Here is an 18,125-nt window from a genome sequence, read left to right on the forward strand (position 1 = left end):
CGTCCGGTGCTCATCCGACGTTCCCCTGCTCCTCGGCCAGCCGTGCGGCCACTTCCTCGTCCGACAGAGTGGCGACCATGGCGAGCACCTCGCGGAGGTCGGCCCTGGACGCCTGCTGCACGCGCCGTTCCCGGATCCGGTCGGCGAGGCGCTCCACCGTGGGGTCGGTCGTGAGCAGGTCCGTGAGCGGCAGCTCCACCCGCAGGTCCGCCCTGATCCGGCTGACCACCCTGGTCGCGAGCAGCGAATGCCCGCCGAGGTCGAAGAAGCTGTCCCGCACCCCGATGCGTGCGACGCCGAGCACCTCCGCCCAGATCTCGGCCAGCTGGCCCTCCAGGGCGTCTCTCGGCTCGACGTAGGCGGTCTCGGCACCGCGTTGCAGGGTGACCGGCGGCAACGCCTTCCGGTCGACCTTTCCGTTGGGCGACAGCGGAATCGCGTCCAGCCACGTGAACACGGCCGGCACCATGTGCTTGGGCAGCGTCACACCGAGGTCCGCGCGGAGCTGCTCGACGGAGGGCCGCTCGGCCTGCGCGACGACGTACGCCGCGAGGAACCGGTCGCCGTACTGGTCGGGCACCGCGACGACGACGGCGTCGGCGACACCCGCGCACTCCCGCAGCACCACCTCCACCTCGCCCAGCTCCACCCGCTGGCCGTGCACCTTCACCTGGAAGTCGTTGCGCCCCCAGTACTCCAGCAGCCCGCCGTCGGTCCACCGCGCGCGGTCGCCCGTCGCGTAGAGCCGCTCGCCGTCGCCGAAGGGGCTCGGCAGGTACCGTGCCGCCGTCAGCTCCGGCCGGCCCTCGTAGCCGTGTCCCACCTGCACGCCGCCGACGTACAACTCACCCACCATGCCCTGCGGCACCGGCGACAACGACCGGTCCAGCACGAACAGGGGGACGCCCGCGAGCGGACGCCCCAGCGGCACCCGCGCGCCGAGCGGACCGCTGACCTCGTGCGTGACCACCTCGACCGCGGCCTCCGCCGGCCCGTAGGTGTTCATCAGCCGCGCACCGGGGTAGCGGCGGAGGAAGTCGGCGGCCAGCGCGGCGGGCAGTTCCTCGCCGGAGGACACCACCAGCTCCAGCGCCGGATGCCCGCCGGGGTGGTCGTGTTCCACGAACGGCCGCAGCATCGACGGGACGAAGTTGGACACGGTCACGCCGTGCCGGTCGAAGACCTCGTGCAGGTGGGCCGGGTCGCGGTGGCCTCCCGGCGCGACCAGCACCATGCGTGCCCCGTGCAGCAGCGGCCACACCAGCTCGGGCACCGAGACGTCGAACCCGATCGGCGCCTTCGTCGCCGAGACCTGGCGGGAGTCCAGGCCCAGCCGGTGCTGGTAGGAGGCCAGCCGGTTCACGAACCCGCCGTGGGTGTTCGTGGCACCCTTCGGCTTCCCGGTCGAGCCGGACGTGAACAGCACGTACGCCACGTCGTGCGGGCCGAGCACCGTGCCCGGCGCCGACGTGTCCTCGGCGGCCACCTCCGCGCGGACCTCCGGGTCGTCCAGGCAGACCGACGGGAGGTTCGGCGGCACCCTCTTCCGCGCCGCCCGCGAGGTCAGCACGAGCACCGGGCGGGCGTCGGCGGCCATTCCCGCCAGCCGCTCGGGCGGGCTGTCCGGGTCCAGGGGCACGTACACGCCCCCGGCCTTCCAGGTGGCCCACAGCCCCACGACGAGGTGCTGCCCGCGGTCCAGGCAGATCCCCACCCGCGAGCCGCGCTCGACGCCGTGCCGGCTCAGCCACCGGGCCAGCTGGTTCGCGCGGGTCTCCACGTCCCGGAACGACAGCTGGTCACCGCCGTCCTCGACCACCGCGATCCCGTCACCCCACCGGTCCACCACCGATTCGAACCAGCCCACCACCGAGTCGAACTCCGTCCTCAGTGGACCGCCGTCTCCCAGGGAGACGGCGCGGGACAACGCCGTGGCGGACATGAGCGGCAGTCGTGACACGGGCTGCCCGGCATCGGCCGTGCCGCCGCGCAGGACCTCCACGAGCCCCTCTCCGAGGCCGGTCGCGGTCAGCTCGCCGAGCACGTCGGTGGAGTACTCCAGCAGGCCGGTCAGCTCGCCGCCGGCGGCCGGCGACAGCTCGATCCGCACGTCGAACTGCGCGGTCCCCGTGTGCAGCTGGGAAACCCGGCCCGCCGCAGCCACCGGCGGCAGGTTCTCGCGCAGCACGAGCATGTTGCGCACGATCGACAGCCGGTCGGAGAAGTCCTGGTCCTGACGAGCCGCGCGCACGATCTGGTCGAACGGCAGGTCCTGGTTCGCATAGGCGGCCAGGCACGTCTCGCGGATGCGGCCGAGCAGCTCCCGGAACGTCGGTTCACCGTCCACGTTCACGCGCAGCGGCACGGTGTTGGCGAAGAAACCGACCACTTCGGACAGTTCCGGGCGGGACCGGCCGGCGGTGACCGTGCCGATGACGACGTCCGTCTGGTCGGCCCACCGCGACAGCACGGTCACCCAGGCCGCGGCGAGCACCATGAACGGTGTCACCTGCTCGGCCGCGGCCAGCCGCCGGACCTCGGCCATCAGGTCGGCGGGAATCGTGAGGGGCAGCGCCTTTCCGGCGAACGAGCGGTCGGTGCCCGCGGCGGCATCGGCCGGCAGCTCCAGCGGCACGGCCCCGGTCAGCCGGTCCCGCCAGTGCGCCACCTGTCCGGCGAGTGCGTCGCCGGCGGCCTGGTCCCGTTGCCACGCGGCGAAGTCCGCGTACCGGACCGGCAGCTCGGGCAACGCCGACGGGCCGTCGCTGATCAGGGTGTTCAGCTCCCGTGCCAGGACAGCGGCCGACGCGCCGTCGGCGACCAGGTGGTGCACGCACAGCGCGAGCACCCACCGCCCGCCGGTGGTGACCTGGAACAGCATCGCCCGCAACAACGGGGGTGCGCCGAGGTCGAAGCGCTGTTCGGCGAGCCGCAGGCACTCCTCGTCGAGCGCCGCGTCGTCCGGCACCTGCCGGATCGCCACGTCGAAGTCGACGTCGTGGTGGACGACCTGTTCCACGCGGCCGTCGGGGGTCAGGCGGAACCCGGTGCGCAAGGCGTCGTGTCGGGCCACGAGCGCACGGAGTGCGGCGCGCACGGCCTCGACGTCCGGTTCGCTGTCCCAGTCGACCCGCCCGGCGATGTGGTAGGCCGCTCCCGCCCCGATCTGGTCGAGCAGCCACAGCCGCTCCTGCCCGGACGACGCGGGCGCCACCGCGCCGTCGGCGAGCCGGGGAACCGGGTCGGTCACCCGCACACCCCTGGACGCGGAGGCCACCGCGGCCGGGGTCGCCGCGCTGAGCAGCCACTCCAGCTGCACGTCGGTGTCGTGGTCCGAGAGGAGCGCGGACCGCAGCCGGACGGCACGCAGGGAGTCGAGCCCCTGTCCGACGAGCGGCCGGTCGGGGTGCAGTGCCGCGTGATCGAGCTGGAGCGTCTCGGCGACCAGCCCGAGGACCGGGTCCTCGGGGCCGGCCGCGCGCTCGGCGACCGGTGCGACCGGCTCGGCGGTGAGAGCCGCCAGCGTTCCGGCGAGGTACTGCTCCCGGCACGCGGTCCGGCGCACCTTGCCACTGGAGGTCCTGGGCACGGAGCCCGGCCGCACCAGCACCACGTCGGACAGTTCGAGCAGGTGGTCGCGGGTGACGGCCTCGCGCACCGCGCGCACCAACGCAGTGACCTCGGCCGGCTGGCCTTGCGCGAACCCCCTGGCCACCTCGTGCACCAGGACGACCCGTTCGGTCGCGCCGTCGTCGACGGCGAACGCGGCTGCCCGCCCGGCGGCCAGGCCCGGTCCGGCGCTGGCCGCGGACTGCTCGATGTCGGCCGGGTAGTGATTGGCGCCCCGGACCACGATCAGCTCCTTGAGCCGTCCGGTCACGAACAGCTCGCCGTCCCGCAGGAACCCGAGGTCGCCGGTGCGCAGCCAGTCGTGTTCCGACCCGGCGAGCCGTGCGTGGAAGACGCGCCGCGTCTCCTTTTCGTTCGCCCAGTAGCCCGCGCCCACGGTGGGGCCGCTGACCCAGATCTCGCCGACCGCACCGGGCGGGCGCTCCTCGCCGGTGGCCGGGTCCACCACGGCGACGAGGTCCGCGCCCCTGGTGGTGCCGCAGCCCACGAGCGTCGCCCCGGACTCGGCCGGCACGACGCTGCCGCCGGCCAGCTCCGCGCGGTCCACCGTGAGCTCCACCGGCCGCGCCGACGAGGCGGCACCGGTCACGAACAACGTCGCTTCCGCGAGTCCGTAGCAGGGCAGGAACGCCTCCGCGCGGAAGCCGGCCGGACCGAAGCGTTCGGCGAACGCGTGCAACGTCGGGGCGCGCACCGGTTCCGCGCCGACCAGGGCCAGCCGCCAGGTGCTCAGGTCGAGCCCGGCCAGCTCCTCGTCGCTGATCCGGCGCACGCATTCCGCGTACGCGAAGTCCGGGGCGGCACTGGCCGTCGCACCGAACTCGCTGATGGCGCGCAGCCACCGGACGGGGTGGTGCAGGAAGGCCATGGGGGACATCAGCATGCCGGGGAACCCGCTGTGCAGCGGCTGCAGGATCCCGCCGATCAGGCCCATGTCGTGGTACGGCGGCAGCCAGCTGACGCTGCGCGTGTGCTCGTCCGGTGCGAGCACACCGGCGATCACGGCCGAGTTGTGCAGCAGGTTGCCGTGGCTGAGCAGGACGCCCTTCGGCGTCGCCGTGGAACCCGAGGTGTACTGGAGGAACGCGACGGTGTCCGGCGTCAGCGCAGGCCTTGACCAGCCCGTCTCCTCGCCGGTGGGCACGAGCCAGCGCAGTGACCGGTCGCCCAGCCGCTCCTGCACGGCGGGCAGGAGCACCTCGTCGGTCATGGCGACGGTCGCGGCGCAGTCCTCGGCCACGGCGAGCACGCGCGCGATTCCCGCGCGGTTGGTCGGCGGGTAGACGGGGACCGCGACGGCACCGGCGTAGAGGCAGCCGAAGAAGGCGGTGACGTAGCTCGCGCCCGGCGGGTGCAGCAGCATCACCCGGTCACCGGGTTCCACGCCGGTGGCCTGCAGCTGGGCCGCGGCGGCGCGCGCGGCGGCGTCCAGCTCGCGGTAGGTCAGCGCGAGCTCGGCGCCGTCGCCGTCGGTGAACACGTAGCCGACGGCGTCAGGTTGCCCGGTTGCCCGCGCGACCAGCAGTTCGACGAGATCTGCGGGGTCACTCAGCCCCATGGTCACTCCTGTCGTGATCGGCCCGAAACCGTGCGCGGTCCAGCTTGGGAATGGATCTCGTGGGCCTGGCGGGCGTCGCCTTCTCGACCAGGCCGGCCACGTTCGCGACGGTGCCGGCCTCGAAGAAGTCGACCAGCTCCAGCTCCACGTGGCAGGCCGCGTGGATCCGGTGCAGGATCCGCACGGCGAGCAGCGAGTGGCCGCCGAGGTCGAAGAAGTCGTCGTGCACGCCGACGTCGCCGACGTCCAGCAGTTCCGACCAGATCGCCGCGATCACACGCTCGGTCTCGGTGCGGGCGGCGACGACGTCCGCGCGCGGCTCAGCTCGTTCGGCCGGCGCCTGCCGCGGTTCCTCGTCGGCGGCCGGTGCGAGGAACTCCAGCGCTCCCGCGGCGGTCCGCCGGGCCCGGAGCCCGGTCGCGTACAACCGCGTGCCCGATCCGGACGGGTCCGGCACGAAACGCTCCGCCGTGCGACCGGGGTGTCCCGCGAACCCCTCGCCCGCCTCGGACGCGCTCACGAACAGCTGTCCGACCACCCCCGCCGGCACCTCGGTCAACGAGCGGTCCAGCAGGTGCAGACGGCTGGTCTGGTCGTGCCGCTGCTCCACCGGGGCCAGCGGCAGCCTCCACACCGGACACGTGGCGTCGGCCGTTCCGGCGCGCAGCACCTCGGTCAGCGCATCGACCAGCCGCCGGACCGAGGACCTCGTCAGCACGTCCGCGGCGAACTCCACGAACCCGGTCAGCCCGCCGTCCGCCGCGGGCGACAGCTCGATCTCCAGCTCGAACTTGGCGGTACCGGTGTGCACCGGGACCACGTCCATGCTGATCCCCGGCAGCTGGGCCGTGGCGGGCGGGGTGTTGTGCAGCACCAGCAGGTGCCGCACGACCGGCGAGCGGCCCGTCGCGTCCCGGTCCGGCCGGACCACCTTGACCAGCTGGTCGAACGGCAGGTCCTGGTGCGCGTAGGCGTCGAGGCACGTCCGGCGCACCCGGCCGAGCAGCTCGCGGAAGGTCATGGGGGCACGCACGTCCACCCGCAGCGCCAGGGTGTTCACGAAGAACCCGACCAGCCCTTCGAGCTCCGTCCTGGTGCGCGCGGCGATCGCGGTCCCCCACACCACGTCCGCGCGGTCCGCCCACCGCGACAGCACGACCGCCCAGGCCGTGGCCAGGACCATGTAGAGCGTGGCGCCCTCGGCCTCACCGAGCCGCCGCATGCCGTCCACGAGATCGGCGGGCAGCGACATCGGCAGCTCCCCGCCCGCGAACGGCCGTCCGGGGGACGCGCCGTCGGGGGGCAGTGCGAACGGCCGCACACCGGCGAGCTGCTCGCGCCAGTACTCCACCTGCCCGGCGAGCGCGTCGCCGGAGACGTGATCGCGGTGCCACGCCGCGAAGTCCGCGTAGCGGATCGGCAGTGGCCGCAACACCGGTCGCTGCCCGGCGCTCAGCGCGCCGTAGACGACGGCGAACTCCTCCGCAAGGACCCCGAGCGACCAGCCGTCCACCACGATGTGGTGCACGCACAGCACCAGGTACCACTCGGCCGGACCGACCTGGAACAGCGCCGGCCGCAACAGGCTCGGCCCGGCCAGGTCGAACGGCCGGCGGCAGAAGATCCCCACCTCGTCCCAGAGCCCGTCCGCGGTGACCGCGTGGACCGGCAGGTCGACCGGGACGGCCTCCGGGGGATGCACGACCTGGACGACGGCGCCGTCGGTGTCGACCTCCAGCCCGGTGCGCAGGGCCTCGTGCCGGTCGACCAGGCGGCGCACCGTGTCCCGCAGGACGGCGAGGTCCAGCTCGCCGCACATCCTGAGCGCACCGGCCACCACGTAGAGCGGGCTGCCGGGGTTCATCCGCTCGAAGAAGAAAAGCCGTTCCTGGGCCGGGGATGCCGGGCTCCGCGGCTCCCCGGCGGGACGGCGCGGGATCGGTGCCGGCGCGGCGCCGACACCGGCCCGGTCCAGTCGCTGCTGGAGCAGCCGGTACTGGTCAGCCGAGAGTGGTCCAGAAGCCAAAACGCCCGCCCCTCCCCTGTGGTGGCGACGAACGCCGCAGCCGAGCTGTCACGTCATCACGTTTGCCCGGCCGGACAGCCGCAACAAGTCGGTGAGTCCCCCGACAGTGCACGACCTCATCGCCGGCCGAGCGACTCCTCGACCACCCGCAGCACCTGTTCGGCGGAGCGCATGACGTACATGTGCTCGCCTCGCAGCTCCCGCAGCGTGAACCCGCGGCTCGTCGCCTTCGCCCACTCGCCGGCCAGCTCGGCGGAGACCAGAGCGTCGTGCTCGCCCCGGATCGCGGTGATCGGGGCGGCGAGCGGCGTGTCGGTGCTGGGCCGGTAGTTCTCGTGCATCTCCACGTCCGCCCGCAACGTCGGCAGCACCATCCGGCGCACCTCGGGGTCGCGCAGTGCGTCGTCGCGGTGCCCGGCGAGCTCGGCGACCCGGTCGGCGAACTCGTCGTCGGGCAACCCGGTCGCCCGCCGCGTGCGTTGCGTCCACGGCCCCGGTGAGCCGCTGACGACCAGGCTCACCACCTCGGCCCGCGTCGTGTCCGCGAGCAGGTGGGCCAGCTCGTAGGCCAGGACGGCGCCCAGGCTGTGGCCGAAGAGCGCGACCGGGCCGCTGTCGCCGATCTCCGCGAGGATGTCGGGCAGCACGCCGCGCGCCGCCAGGTGGACGTCGCGGTACGGCTCCTTCCTGACCAGCCGTTCGCGGCCGGGCAACCGCACGGCGACGATCTCCAGTCCGGCGGGGGCCACCGGGCGCCACTGCCGGAAGAACGCGCTGCCGCTGCCCGCGAAAGGCAGGCACACCAACGGAATGCTGCTCATCAGGCCCTCGTCCCGTCCTGCATCTCGCTGCGTGCCTGCTCGTCGGACAACGCGCTCACTTCAAGGACCAGCTCGGCGATCGCGTCCACGTCGATGCCTTCGGTGGCACCGAGCTGCCTCATGTAGACGGCGAGCGACCGCACCGTGCGCGCCGCGAGGAAGCCCGGGATGTCCAGCTTGATCCGGAACAGCTCCCTGATCCGCGACACCGCCTGGGTGGCCAGCAGGGAGTGCCCGCCCAGCTCGAAGAAGTCGTCCACCGCACCGATCCGCGGCACCGCGAGCAGCCCCGACCACAGCTCGGCGAGCACCTGCTCCAGGTTCCCGTCCGGCGGGGTGTACGCGTCCTGCGCGACACCCGCCCCCGGCACCGGCAGCGCCGCCCGGTTCAGCTTTCCGCTGGGCAGCAGGGGAAGCCGGTCCAGCACGACGTAGGCCGACGGCACCATGTGGTCCGGAAGGCGCTCACTGAGGTAGGCGCGCAACGCGGTCGCCGACGGGTGGTCCTCGCCGCGTGGCGTGACGTAGGCGGCCAGCCTGCGCTCGCCGACGGAGTCGGTGTAGGCGAGCACCACCGGCTCGTTCACCTCCGGGTGACCGGCGAGCGCGTTCTCGATCTCGCCCAGCTCGATCCGGAACCCCCGGATCTTCACCTGGAGGTCCAGCCGGCCCAGGAAGTCGAGGTCACCGCCCGCGAGGAAACGGGCGTGGTCGCCGGTGGCGTACATCCGGCCGCCCGGCTCGGGGCTGAACGGGTCCGGCACGAACCGCTCGGCGGTCAGCCCCGGCCGCCGCCAGTAGCCGCGGCCGGGACCGGCTCCGCCGACGAACAGCTCCCCCGCCACCCCGACCGGGACCGGTTCGCCGTGCTCGTCGAGGACGTAGATCCGGTGGTTGGGCAGCGGCCGGCCCCACGGCACCCCGGCCGGGCTGCGCCCGGTCACCGGGTGGGACGTGCTGCAGTAGGACACCTCGGTCATGCCGGCGAGGTTGAGCAGCCGCACACCGGGCACGAGCTCGGCCAGCCGGGCGGGCAGTGCGGGCGGCATCCGGTCGCCGCCGAGACCGACCACCCGCAGGGCGACGCCGGCCATGCCCTGCCGTCCGTACGTGTGGTTCACGAGCATGTCCAGCAACGCCGGGGCCGAGCTCCACGCGGTCACCCGCTGCTGCCGCAACAGCTCCAGCAGCTGCTCGGGGTCGGTGGTCACGATGTCGCCGGGCACCACGACCGTGGCACCCGCCGCCAGCGTGCCGAAGACCTCGTAGACGGACATGTCGTAGTTCAGCGAGGAGATCGCCAGCATCCGGTCCGCGGGCTGCAGCCCGTAAGCCCCGTTGACGCCGTGCAACGTGTTGGCCACCCGGCCGTGCTCGTTCGCAGAGCCCTTGGGGCGGCCGGTGGAACCCGAGGTGTAGATGACGTAGGCGAGGTTCGCCTCGGTGACGACGGCGGGAGGACGTTCCGGCGGGAGTTCCGCCAGGCGGGCGGCCTCCGTGTCGAGGGACACCAGCCGGGGACCGGTGGCGTCGTCGGTCACGCGCATGCGGTCGGGGTCCGCCACCGAGGAGTGGGTCAGCACGATCTCCGCTTCGGCGTCCTCGGCCATGTAGGCGACCCGGTCGCGGGGGTATCCCGGGTCGAGCGGCACGTAACCCGCGCCGGCCTTCAGGATGCCCAGCACCGCGACGATCATCAGCTCCGAGCGCGGCAGCGACACACCGACCAGCTGCTCCGGCCTGACGCCCTCGCCGCGCAGGAACCACGCGAGCTGGTTCGCCCGCTCGTCCAGCTCGCGGTAGGTCAGCGTCCGGTCGCCGAAGACGACCGCCGGTGCGTCGGGCGCGCGGTCGACCTGGTGCTCGAACAGCCCGTGCAGGGTGCCCGCGGTCCGTGCCGGTGCCGCAGAGCCGCCGCCGCTGAACTCGGCCACCATGCGGGCGCGTTCCTGCTCGGTGGCCATCGGCAGCCGCGAGATCCGGGTGTCCGGCTCGCGCAGCCCGGCCGTCAGCAGCAGGCTGAACGCCGTCATCATCCGCCGCACGGTGCCGGCCTCGAAGAGGTCGAGGCTGAACTCGGCGCGACCGGCGATGCCGCCGTCCGCGGCCGGCACGAGGTCGAGGGACAGGTCGAACTTGGTCGACTCGGTGTGCAGGTCCAGCACGTCCACCCGGACGCCGGGCAGTTCGAGCGCGGACATGGGCACGTTGCGCAGCACCAGCAGGGTCTGCACGAGCGGAACCGTGCCCGCCGACCGGTCGGCGACGGTTTCGGCGACCATCCGCTCGAACGGCAAGTCCTGGTTGGCGTACGCGGCGAGGCAGATCTCGCGGGCGGTCCTGACCAGCTCGCGGAAGGTCGGGTCGCCCGAGGTGTCCACGCGCAGCGGCAGGGTGTTCACGAAGAACCCGACCAGTGGCTCGACGTCGACGTGCACGCGGTTGGCGACCGGCGAGCCGATGATCATCTCGGGCTGACCGCTCCACCGCCGCAGCAGCAGGGCGTACGCGGCGAGCAGCACCATGTACTGCGTCGCCTGCTCGGCCTCGGCCAGCTGGTCCACGGCACGGATGGTCTCCGCGTCCAGCAGGAGGGGCACCGACGCGCCGCGGGAGGTCCGCTCGGCGGGACGGGGCTTGTCCGCGGGCAGTTCCAGAACGGGCGCGCCCGCGAGCACCGCACGCCAGTGCTCCAGCTGACCGGCGTCCGACCGGCCGCGCTGCCAGACCGCGAAGTCCGCGTACTGCACGGCCAGTTCCGGCAACGGCGACGGCTCGCCGGCCGCGTACGCCTGGTAGAGCGTCGTCAGCTCGTGCTGCAGGACGCCGAGCGACCAGCCGTCCGACACTATGTGGTGCATGCTCAGCAGCAGCACGTGCTCGTCGTCGGCGACCCGCAGCACGCTGGCCCTGATCAGCGGCCCCCGCGCGAGGTCGAACGGCAGCCGGACCTCCTGCTGGTAGCGCTCGCGCACCTCGGCCTCGGCGGCCTCGCCGGACAGCGCGTCCAGGTGCACCAGCGGAATCGTCATCGGCTCGGCGGGCCGCACCACCTGGTGCGGCAGGCCGTCCCTCTCGGCGAACGTCGTCCGCAACACCTCGTGCCTGCGCACGATCTCGTCGAGCGACCGGCGCAGCGCGCCGAGGTCCAGCCGCCCCGTGAACCGCACCGCCGCCGGCACGACGTACGCCACCGAGCCGGGATCGGCCTGGTCCAGGTACCACAGCCGTTCCTGCGCGAACGAGCACGGCAGCGGATCACCGGTCCGCGCGACGACGGGAACGGCCGCCGCCGACGCGGCCCTGCGCGCCAGCTCCGCACCCACCAGCAGCCGCTTCTCCGGCGTCAGGCCGCGCAGGACCTCCTCCAGGTCGATGTCCGCCGCGTCGTGCTCGCCCACCACATCTGCCATTCACGCAGGATCGGGTTCGCGCGGCCGTGCGGGGAAGACGGGGATTCTCCCGACTGCCGGTCAGATCGACGCGGCCACCGCGGTCATCCGGTCCACTGTGGTCAGTTGGTCCGCCAGCAGCGCGGTCGTGCGGACGGCCAGGGTCCGGCCCGCGGTGGCCGGGTCGTCGCGGCCGGTGGCCACGATGATGCGGACGGCGGACCAGTGGTGGGCGATCCGTTCTACCTCGCGGGCGAGCTTGAGCAGCGGCGGCTCACCGAGGCGGCGAGCGGCCGCCGCGAGGTAGTCGCCGTGCAGCCCGGTCACGGCCAGAGCGACACCGGCCACGACGAACACCTCGTCCACGACGGACGGGTCACCATCGGCGAGGCGGGTGGCCGCCTCGCGCAGGAACCGTTCCAGGCCGGGGAGACCGCGGTAGTCGGACGACCCGTCGGCCGCGCCCTCCCACCCGCTCACGTTGGCGGCCACGATCTCGCGCAGGCGCTCGCGGGACGCGGGGCCGGTGTGGCCCGACACGGTCACGTCCAGCCAGCGGTTGCCGATGGGGTTGGCGGTGAAGAACATGTCGCGGCTGTGCCGTACCGGGTTGGCCGAGTCGCGTGCCGCGGTCAGCTCCTCGATCCGGATCTCGCCCAGGAACCTGGGGGGCACCGGGTCGCACACCGACACCGTGCCGCGGTCCTCGTCGAAGCCGTGCACCACGAGCAGGTGGTTGGTGTGGACGTCCTGGTAGGCCGGGCGGAACGGCAGGAAGTAGTTGTCCGCGGCCACCGCCACGGGTGTGCCCGCCAGCAACCGGGCCCGGACATCCTCCCAGCCCTGCTCGGGCGAGGACGGCGTGTGCCAGGTCGACTCCACATTGTGGTGCGGTGCGAGGCTGGCGAACAACGACCGGTCCCGGCAGGGGAAGTAGTACTCCTCGCGGCGCATGTCGCCCGCGGGGTAGTCGAACCCCCAGGCCGCGCCGAGCAGGTCCAGCGGGTCCGCGCCGTGGAAGCCCAGCAGCACGCCCGCGGTGGCGTGCAGGCAGTGGCCGAGGTCGTGACGCCAGTGCGTGATGCCCGGCAGCGAGGCTTTCACCCGACCTCCTGCAGGGTGAGGGCGAACACGTGCAACGCGGGGTTGTCCGGCAGCACGAGCGCGACGACGTCCGACGGGACCGTCACCGGGACGCGCTGCGCCCAGATGCTGGGGGACATCGTCCGCTGCACGTGCCGGGGGTAGTGCATGTGCCGGCAGCGGAACGCGAGCAGCTCGCCGAAGCGGGGCTCGGTCTGCGGCCAGAAGTCGGACATCCGCAGCCACTGCCCGCGCACCGAGCCGTCCGAGTAGTGGACCTCCAGCAGGTCCTCGGTGCGGCGTTCGGCGGCCCCGAGCACGTGCACCCAGTCCCACCGGCCCGGCGGGACCTCGACGCGCTGGCCGCGGCACCGGACGTTGTCCGCTCCGGCGGCGGGGAACAGGAACGGCACGTCGTGGACCACCGTCGTGCTGCCGGAGGGCGGGAGCTCGCCCGCGGGGAAGGTGTTGCCCCAGATGTTGAAGCCGCCGCCGTCGAGCCCGTCCGCACCGGTCAGCCCGGTGTTGTTCAGGTGCGGCGCAAGAGGAATCGGTCGCATCACGTCAGTGCCGTCCCCAGCAGGCGGACGCCCGGGAGCGCCGGCAGTTCCACGGCGACCAGCTCCTCGCGCCGCGGGACGCCGATCCTGGCGATCGACGTGCCGGGCAGCGAGCGCAGGAACTCAGGATCGACGGCGTCGCGGTAATGCAGCCACACGGTCGCCTCGCCGACGGGCGCCGACAGGTCGAGGTGGACCCAGTCGTACCGGCCGGGCACGACCTCGACGAGCCTGCCGTCCAGCGGGAGGTCGCACGGGCTGAACGTGAGCCGGAAGGCGGTCATGCCGGGTTCACGTCGACGAGGAGCATGTCCCGCACGGTGCGCCCGCCCGCCGGGTCGAGGATCGAGATCGGCGACGCCTCGTGCCAGATGGCGGTGTCGTCGACCAGCACGGACTCCAGTGGGTCCCGCAGGGTGAAGCGCACGTCCGGCAGGCCGTCCCGGTAGATCGTGGACTCCCCGCCCGCGCTGTTCTCCCGGCGCACCAGGTGCATGCCGACGAACGAGTGCCCGTCGCGGTGCCGGCCCTCGGGTGTGGGCTGTCCGGGTTCGCCAGGAACGGCCACGATCCGGATCATGTGCAGGCCCACCGTCCACTCCGGACAGGACCGGACCCGTGCCGCGAGCGCGAGGTCGGTCGAGATCAGGTCGTGCAGGCAGGGGTTGCCCAGGAACGCGGGCACGATCGGGGCGAACAGGCGCTCGTTCGACCGCCACATCGGGATGCTGTCCTGGCGGAACGCCCGGTGCGGCAACGGGGTCAGCTCGAAGCCCGCACCGGCGGGTACCGCCGCCAGCCGGCCGTACCGGCGGTAGCGGTAGCTGCCGCCGTCGACCAGCGCGTTGTCCCGGACGAGGTCCTCCCACCCGGCGCGGAACTCCGCGAACACGGCACTGCCCGTGTCGACCGGGAAGTCCCTGCCGGACAGCCGGACGAAACCCTCACCGGCCAAGCCCGCGACGAGCTCCGCCGTGGCCGGCCCGGATGTGCGAACGTTCTCGGGCACTGGCCCTCCTCAGTGGTCGACCCGGATCCGGGCGCGGTGGGACGCCTCGGACAGTCCTGCTGGCGGTGCCGCGAACCGTGCTGCGGCGAAGAATGCTGTGGCGAACCGTGCTGCGGCGAGCACTGCTGGGGGCGTCACAGCGACGGCACCTCCACGGCCGCCAGGACGTCCGCGCGCAGCTGCGGGAGCACCACCTCGGGGAGGTCGCGGGGGAAGAAATGTCCGCCGTCGAAGGTGTGGACCCGCGCGTCCCCTTGGGTCTCCGCCAGCCACGCGTTCGCTTCGTCGTCTCCCACCAGCGGATCCGCCGCCCCGCGGTACACCCGCAGCGGGCAGCGCAGCGGTGGCAGCGGTTCCGGTTCGAAGGAGTTGACCAGCGTGAGGTCCGCGCGCAGCATCGGCAGGAAGTACTCCAGGAACAGCGGATCGAGCGCGGTCGCCGAGGGAAGGCCCTCGGAGCGCGTGATCAGCTCGCGCAGGCCTTCGTCGGTGGTCTCGCTGTACCACCGCGGCGAGCGCAGGCGGGTCGGCGCCGCGGCCGCTGCCACGACCAGGCCCCGCGGTTCCCGCGGCAGCCTGCGGCACAGCTCCCAGCCGACGATGCCGCCCATGCTGTGGCCGAACACCACCAGCGGCAGGTCGTCGAGCCGCGCGAGCTCGGCGACCAGGACCGGCACCAGGGTGGCCATGTCCGTCAGCGGTGGCTGCAGGCTCCGCGCGCCGCGGCCGGGCAGCTCCACCGCGACGACCTCGACCTCAGGTCCCAGGAGGGCGGGCCACCGCTGGTAGAGCTGAGCGGACCCGCCACCGGGCGGTAAGCACAACAACCTCGCCTTTGCCCGCCCAGGTGGCGAGAAGCGCTGCAGCCATTCCGTCACGTGTCGAGACTCATCCGGTCCGGATGCCCGGACAAGTCGGTGACGTTCCCGACAGGACCGCTGCTACAGCTCGAACTCCCCCGGCGCGAGGCTGCGGGCGAGGCAGAACTCGTTGCCCTCCGGGTCGGCCAGCACCACCCAGGAACGGCCTTCGCCCTGCCCGACGTCCACAGTGGACGCGCCGAGCGCGAGCAGCCGGTCCAGCTCGGTCCGCTGGTCGCTGTCGATCGGGGCGATCTCGAAGTGCACCCGGTTCTTGCTGTTCTTGCCCTCGGGCACCTGGACGAAGGACATGCTCGGCACGGCGGGCCCGCGGCGCAGGTCGGCGAGGCGTTCCGCGCCCGGCGCCTCGGGATCGGGGCCGATCTCGACCACGGTGCCGTTCTTGTCCTCGTAGACGACGTAACCCAGGACACCGCACCAGAACTCGGCCAGCCGCCGCGGGTCCACGCTGTCGATCGTCGCCCATTCCAGCCTGCTCGTCATGTACCACGCCCTTGTCCGTCGATGTCCTTTGAGCTCGAACACTGTCCCACAGAGCTCAGGCCGGTTTCAGGGTGAGGTGCTGTTGCGCGGCCGCCGTCACGGCCTCCCGGCTGAACGGCCACGCGGTGGTCTCACCGCGCTGCCACAGCGGCAGCTGGTCGTCGTAGTGCTCGTCGAACGCGTGGCCGGACGCGCCGGTGAGGTTGACCCACCGCGACGCGTCGACATCGGCCCAGTCCACGACCATCCGCATGGACGGCACCCAGTTCACCTGGTAGGTCTTCTTGGCGTTCCAGCCGGTCGCGTTCACCGTGGCCGGTCCGCCCGCGACGCCGCCCGGCTCGCGGTTGAGCAGCCACTGGATCGGCGCGGGTCCGCTGCCCAGCGTCTGGTTCCGCACCGTCAGCTGGTGCAGGTCGCCCCACTTCCACGCGGCCGGGTCGGCGCCGAGGCGGTCGCGGAGCTCCTGGTTCGCGTCGTCCATGGCCGCGCGCAGCACGGCGTCGCGGCCGTTGAGGGAGCGCTTGGTGTTGTGCCAGAAGTCGTCGTCGGGGCGTTCCAGCAGAGTGCGGACGACCTCGAACCACTGGCCACCGCCGTCCACGTCGACCTTGGGCGCGCCGTTCGTCAGCTTGTCCACGAACATCAGCTGCAGCAGGTTGCGCCACACGGCGTTGAAGTAGGCGGCCGGGGCGGAGTCGGCGGGTTGCGCGAAGTCCCAGCCGCGCAGCAGGTCCCGCGCCTTGGTCGTGTCCCCCTCGACGGGCACCGCGAGCAGGTACGGGGTGAGGTTGGCGGCGTTGGCGTTGCGGGTGTCGAGCTGGATCCGCTGCATCGCCGCCGCGTCGAGCTTCCCGCCCTGCTTGATCAGGTCGGTGATCCGCTGGCTGCGGTTGCCGTCACCCCAGTCCTTGGTGATCAGGTGCGGGTACGACGGGTCGGTCACGGCGTTGTTGGCGTTCACGAAGTACCCGGCCGCGGGGTCCAGCGCGCTGGGCAGCTGCTCGAACGGGAGATAGCCGGCCCATTCGGTCGCGCTGGTCCAGCCGGGCACCGGGAACCGCCCGTCGCCCTGCTTGCGGACCGGGATGAGACCGGGCACCTGGTAGCCGATGTGCCCCTCCCGGTCGGCGTAGAGCATGTTCTGCGCCGGTGCCGCGAACAGGGACGCGGCCTCGCGGAAGGAGCTCCAGTCGCGGGCGAGCGCCAGCTGGAACACCGCGTCCAGGGTCCTGGCCGGTTGCAGCGCGGTCCACTTGATCGCGACGGCGTGCTCACCGGCCTCGACCCCGGGCACCCGGCCCTGCGCGCCCGCGTTCTTCAGCCGCTCCACCACGTCCGACAGCAACGGGCCGTGCCCGGTGGACCGGACCGTGATGGTGCGGGGTTCACCGCCCGCGACCTTGATGACCTCCTGCCTGGTCTCCAGGGGCTTCTGCACGCCGTCGTACTCGTAGGTCGAGCCGGTGACGCGTTCCAGGTACAGGTCGGTGACCGCCGGGTCGAGGTTCGTCAGCCCCCACGAGACGTCCCGGTTGTGCCCGATGACCACACCGGGCATGCCGGAGAACGTGAAGCCGCTGACGTCGAACGGGCACTCCTGGCCGACCGAACGGCAGTGCAGGCCCATCTGGTACCAGATGCTCGGCATCGCCGGCCCGAGGTGGGGATCGTTGGCCAGCAACGGCTTGCCCGACTTGGTCAGCTTGCCGGACACCACCCACGCGTTGGACCCGATGCCCTGGCCACGTGGCCCGAGGACGCCGTCCAGCGAGCTCGCGGCGTCGGCCGCGCTGTCCAGTGCCGCCGTGAAGGCCGCCTTCTCGGCACGTCCGGCGCTCTGCGGCACGGTCGCGTCGGAGGCGGCGGGCACGCTGGGTTCCCAGCGGCTGAAGTCGTACTCCGGGAACAGCCGCGCCACGGTGTCCGGAGGCAGGCTCGCGGACAGCATCGCGCGCCTGGTCTGGTAGGTGACCGTGCCGCTGAGGTCCCAGGCCATCGCCTTGAGCCAGGACACCGAGTCGACCGGTGTCCACTGCTCCGGCGTGTAGCCCGGTGTGATCAGCCCGAGGACCGCGTACTCGACGCTGAGCTCCGACCCGGTGTGGCCGGCCAGGTAGGCGTTCACGCCGTCGGCGTAGGCCTGCAGGTGCTCGCGCGTGCTCGCCGAGAGCATCCCGTACTCCTGCTCGGCGACCCGGCGCCAGCCCATCGTCCGCACGGTCGCGTCGACGGTCACCTGGTCCGCGCCGAACAGCTCGGACAGCCGCCCCGCGGTGATGTGGCGGCGGACGTCCATCTCCCAGAACCGGTCCTGCGCGTGCGTGTAGCCCTGCGCCAGGAACAGGTCGTGGGAGTTGTCGGCGTAGACCTGCGGCACGCCGTACCGGTCGCGCAGCACCTCGACGGGCGCGCGCAGACCCGGCACGGCCAGCTCGCCGTCGGTCGTCGGGAACGAGTTGCGGACCGTCCACGTGACGAACAGGCCGGCCGCGGAGGCCACCACGACCAGGACGACCACGAGGCACCACGCGGTGACGCGCAGCCAGCGCAGCCACTTCGATCTCGGCCGCGCGCGCGGGACGGCTTCGGTCACGGTGCCCGGGGTGCTCGACACATCTACCACCCGTGGAGCATCGCCGTGTTCGCGCGCCGGGCAAAGTGAGGGGTTCTCCCGACTTC

The 18,125-nt window shown here is 72.8% G+C and carries 11 protein-coding genes; all 11 read right to left on the reverse strand.

Annotation, left to right across the window (positions count from 1 at the left end; genetic code table 11):
• Nucleotides 1-10: 10 nt before the first annotated feature.
• The 11 genes from ADL03_RS40685 to ADL03_RS40735 all read right to left on the reverse strand — a co-directional run bounded on the left by ADL03_RS40685 (nucleotide 11) and on the right by ADL03_RS40735 (nucleotide 18,039).
• Nucleotides 11-5,188 carry a non-ribosomal peptide synthetase gene (locus tag ADL03_RS40685; protein WP_053738992.1) on the reverse strand — a complete coding sequence of 1,726 codons (5,178 nt, stop codon included), beginning with the start codon at nucleotides 5,186-5,188 and terminating at the stop codon, nucleotides 11-13.
• Nucleotides 5,175-7,214: a condensation domain-containing protein gene (locus tag ADL03_RS40690; RefSeq protein WP_157529706.1), complete on the reverse strand. Its 2,040-nt coding sequence runs from the start codon at nucleotides 7,212-7,214 to the stop codon at nucleotides 5,175-5,177. Before ADL03_RS40690 ends, ADL03_RS40685 begins: the two co-directional genes overlap by 14 nt.
• Before the next feature lie 116 nt (nucleotides 7,215-7,330).
• Nucleotides 7,331-8,035 (reverse strand): thioesterase II family protein, encoded by a 705-nt coding sequence (locus tag ADL03_RS40695; protein ID WP_053738994.1) that lies wholly within the window; start codon nucleotides 8,033-8,035, stop codon nucleotides 7,331-7,333.
• Complete coding sequence (locus ADL03_RS40700) at nucleotides 8,035-11,448, reverse strand: non-ribosomal peptide synthetase (protein ID WP_063798879.1); 3,414 nt, start codon at nucleotides 11,446-11,448, stop codon at nucleotides 8,035-8,037. The genes ADL03_RS40695 and ADL03_RS40700 overlap by 1 nt, the downstream gene beginning before the upstream one ends.
• A 60-nt stretch (nucleotides 11,449-11,508) precedes the next feature.
• A complete protein-coding gene (locus ADL03_RS40705; protein ID WP_053738996.1) occupies nucleotides 11,509-12,531 on the reverse strand; it encodes a BtrH N-terminal domain-containing protein in 1,023 nt (340 codons plus the stop codon).
• Nucleotides 12,528-13,070 carry a hypothetical protein gene (locus tag ADL03_RS40710; RefSeq protein WP_053738997.1) on the reverse strand — a complete coding sequence of 181 codons (543 nt, stop codon included), beginning with the start codon at nucleotides 13,068-13,070 and terminating at the stop codon, nucleotides 12,528-12,530. Before ADL03_RS40710 ends, ADL03_RS40705 begins: the two co-directional genes overlap by 4 nt.
• Nucleotides 13,070-13,354: a hypothetical protein gene (locus ADL03_RS40715; RefSeq protein WP_053738998.1), complete on the reverse strand. Its 285-nt coding sequence runs from the start codon at nucleotides 13,352-13,354 to the stop codon at nucleotides 13,070-13,072. The genes ADL03_RS40710 and ADL03_RS40715 overlap by 1 nt, the downstream gene beginning before the upstream one ends.
• A complete protein-coding gene (locus ADL03_RS40720) occupies nucleotides 13,351-14,079 on the reverse strand; it encodes a 2OG-Fe dioxygenase family protein (protein WP_053738999.1) in 729 nt (242 codons plus the stop codon). Before ADL03_RS40720 ends, ADL03_RS40715 begins: the two co-directional genes overlap by 4 nt.
• A 134-nt stretch (nucleotides 14,080-14,213) precedes the next feature.
• Nucleotides 14,214-14,957, reverse strand: coding sequence for a thioesterase II family protein (locus ADL03_RS40725; RefSeq protein WP_082373925.1), 744 nt, complete (start codon nucleotides 14,955-14,957; stop codon nucleotides 14,214-14,216).
• A gap of 63 nt (nucleotides 14,958-15,020) precedes the next feature.
• Entirely contained in the window at nucleotides 15,021-15,443 is a 423-nt protein-coding gene (locus ADL03_RS40730) for a VOC family protein (protein ID WP_053739001.1), read from the reverse strand.
• Nucleotides 15,444-15,498: 55 nt separating this feature from the next.
• Entirely contained in the window at nucleotides 15,499-18,039 is a 2,541-nt protein-coding gene (locus ADL03_RS40735) for a penicillin acylase family protein (RefSeq protein ID WP_082373947.1), read from the reverse strand.
• Nucleotides 18,040-18,125 lie beyond the last annotated feature (86 nt).

It is taken from the genome of Nocardia sp. NRRL S-836, assembly GCF_001279525.1.
In the GTDB taxonomy this organism is placed as follows: Bacteria; Actinomycetota; Actinomycetes; order Mycobacteriales; family Pseudonocardiaceae; genus Lentzea.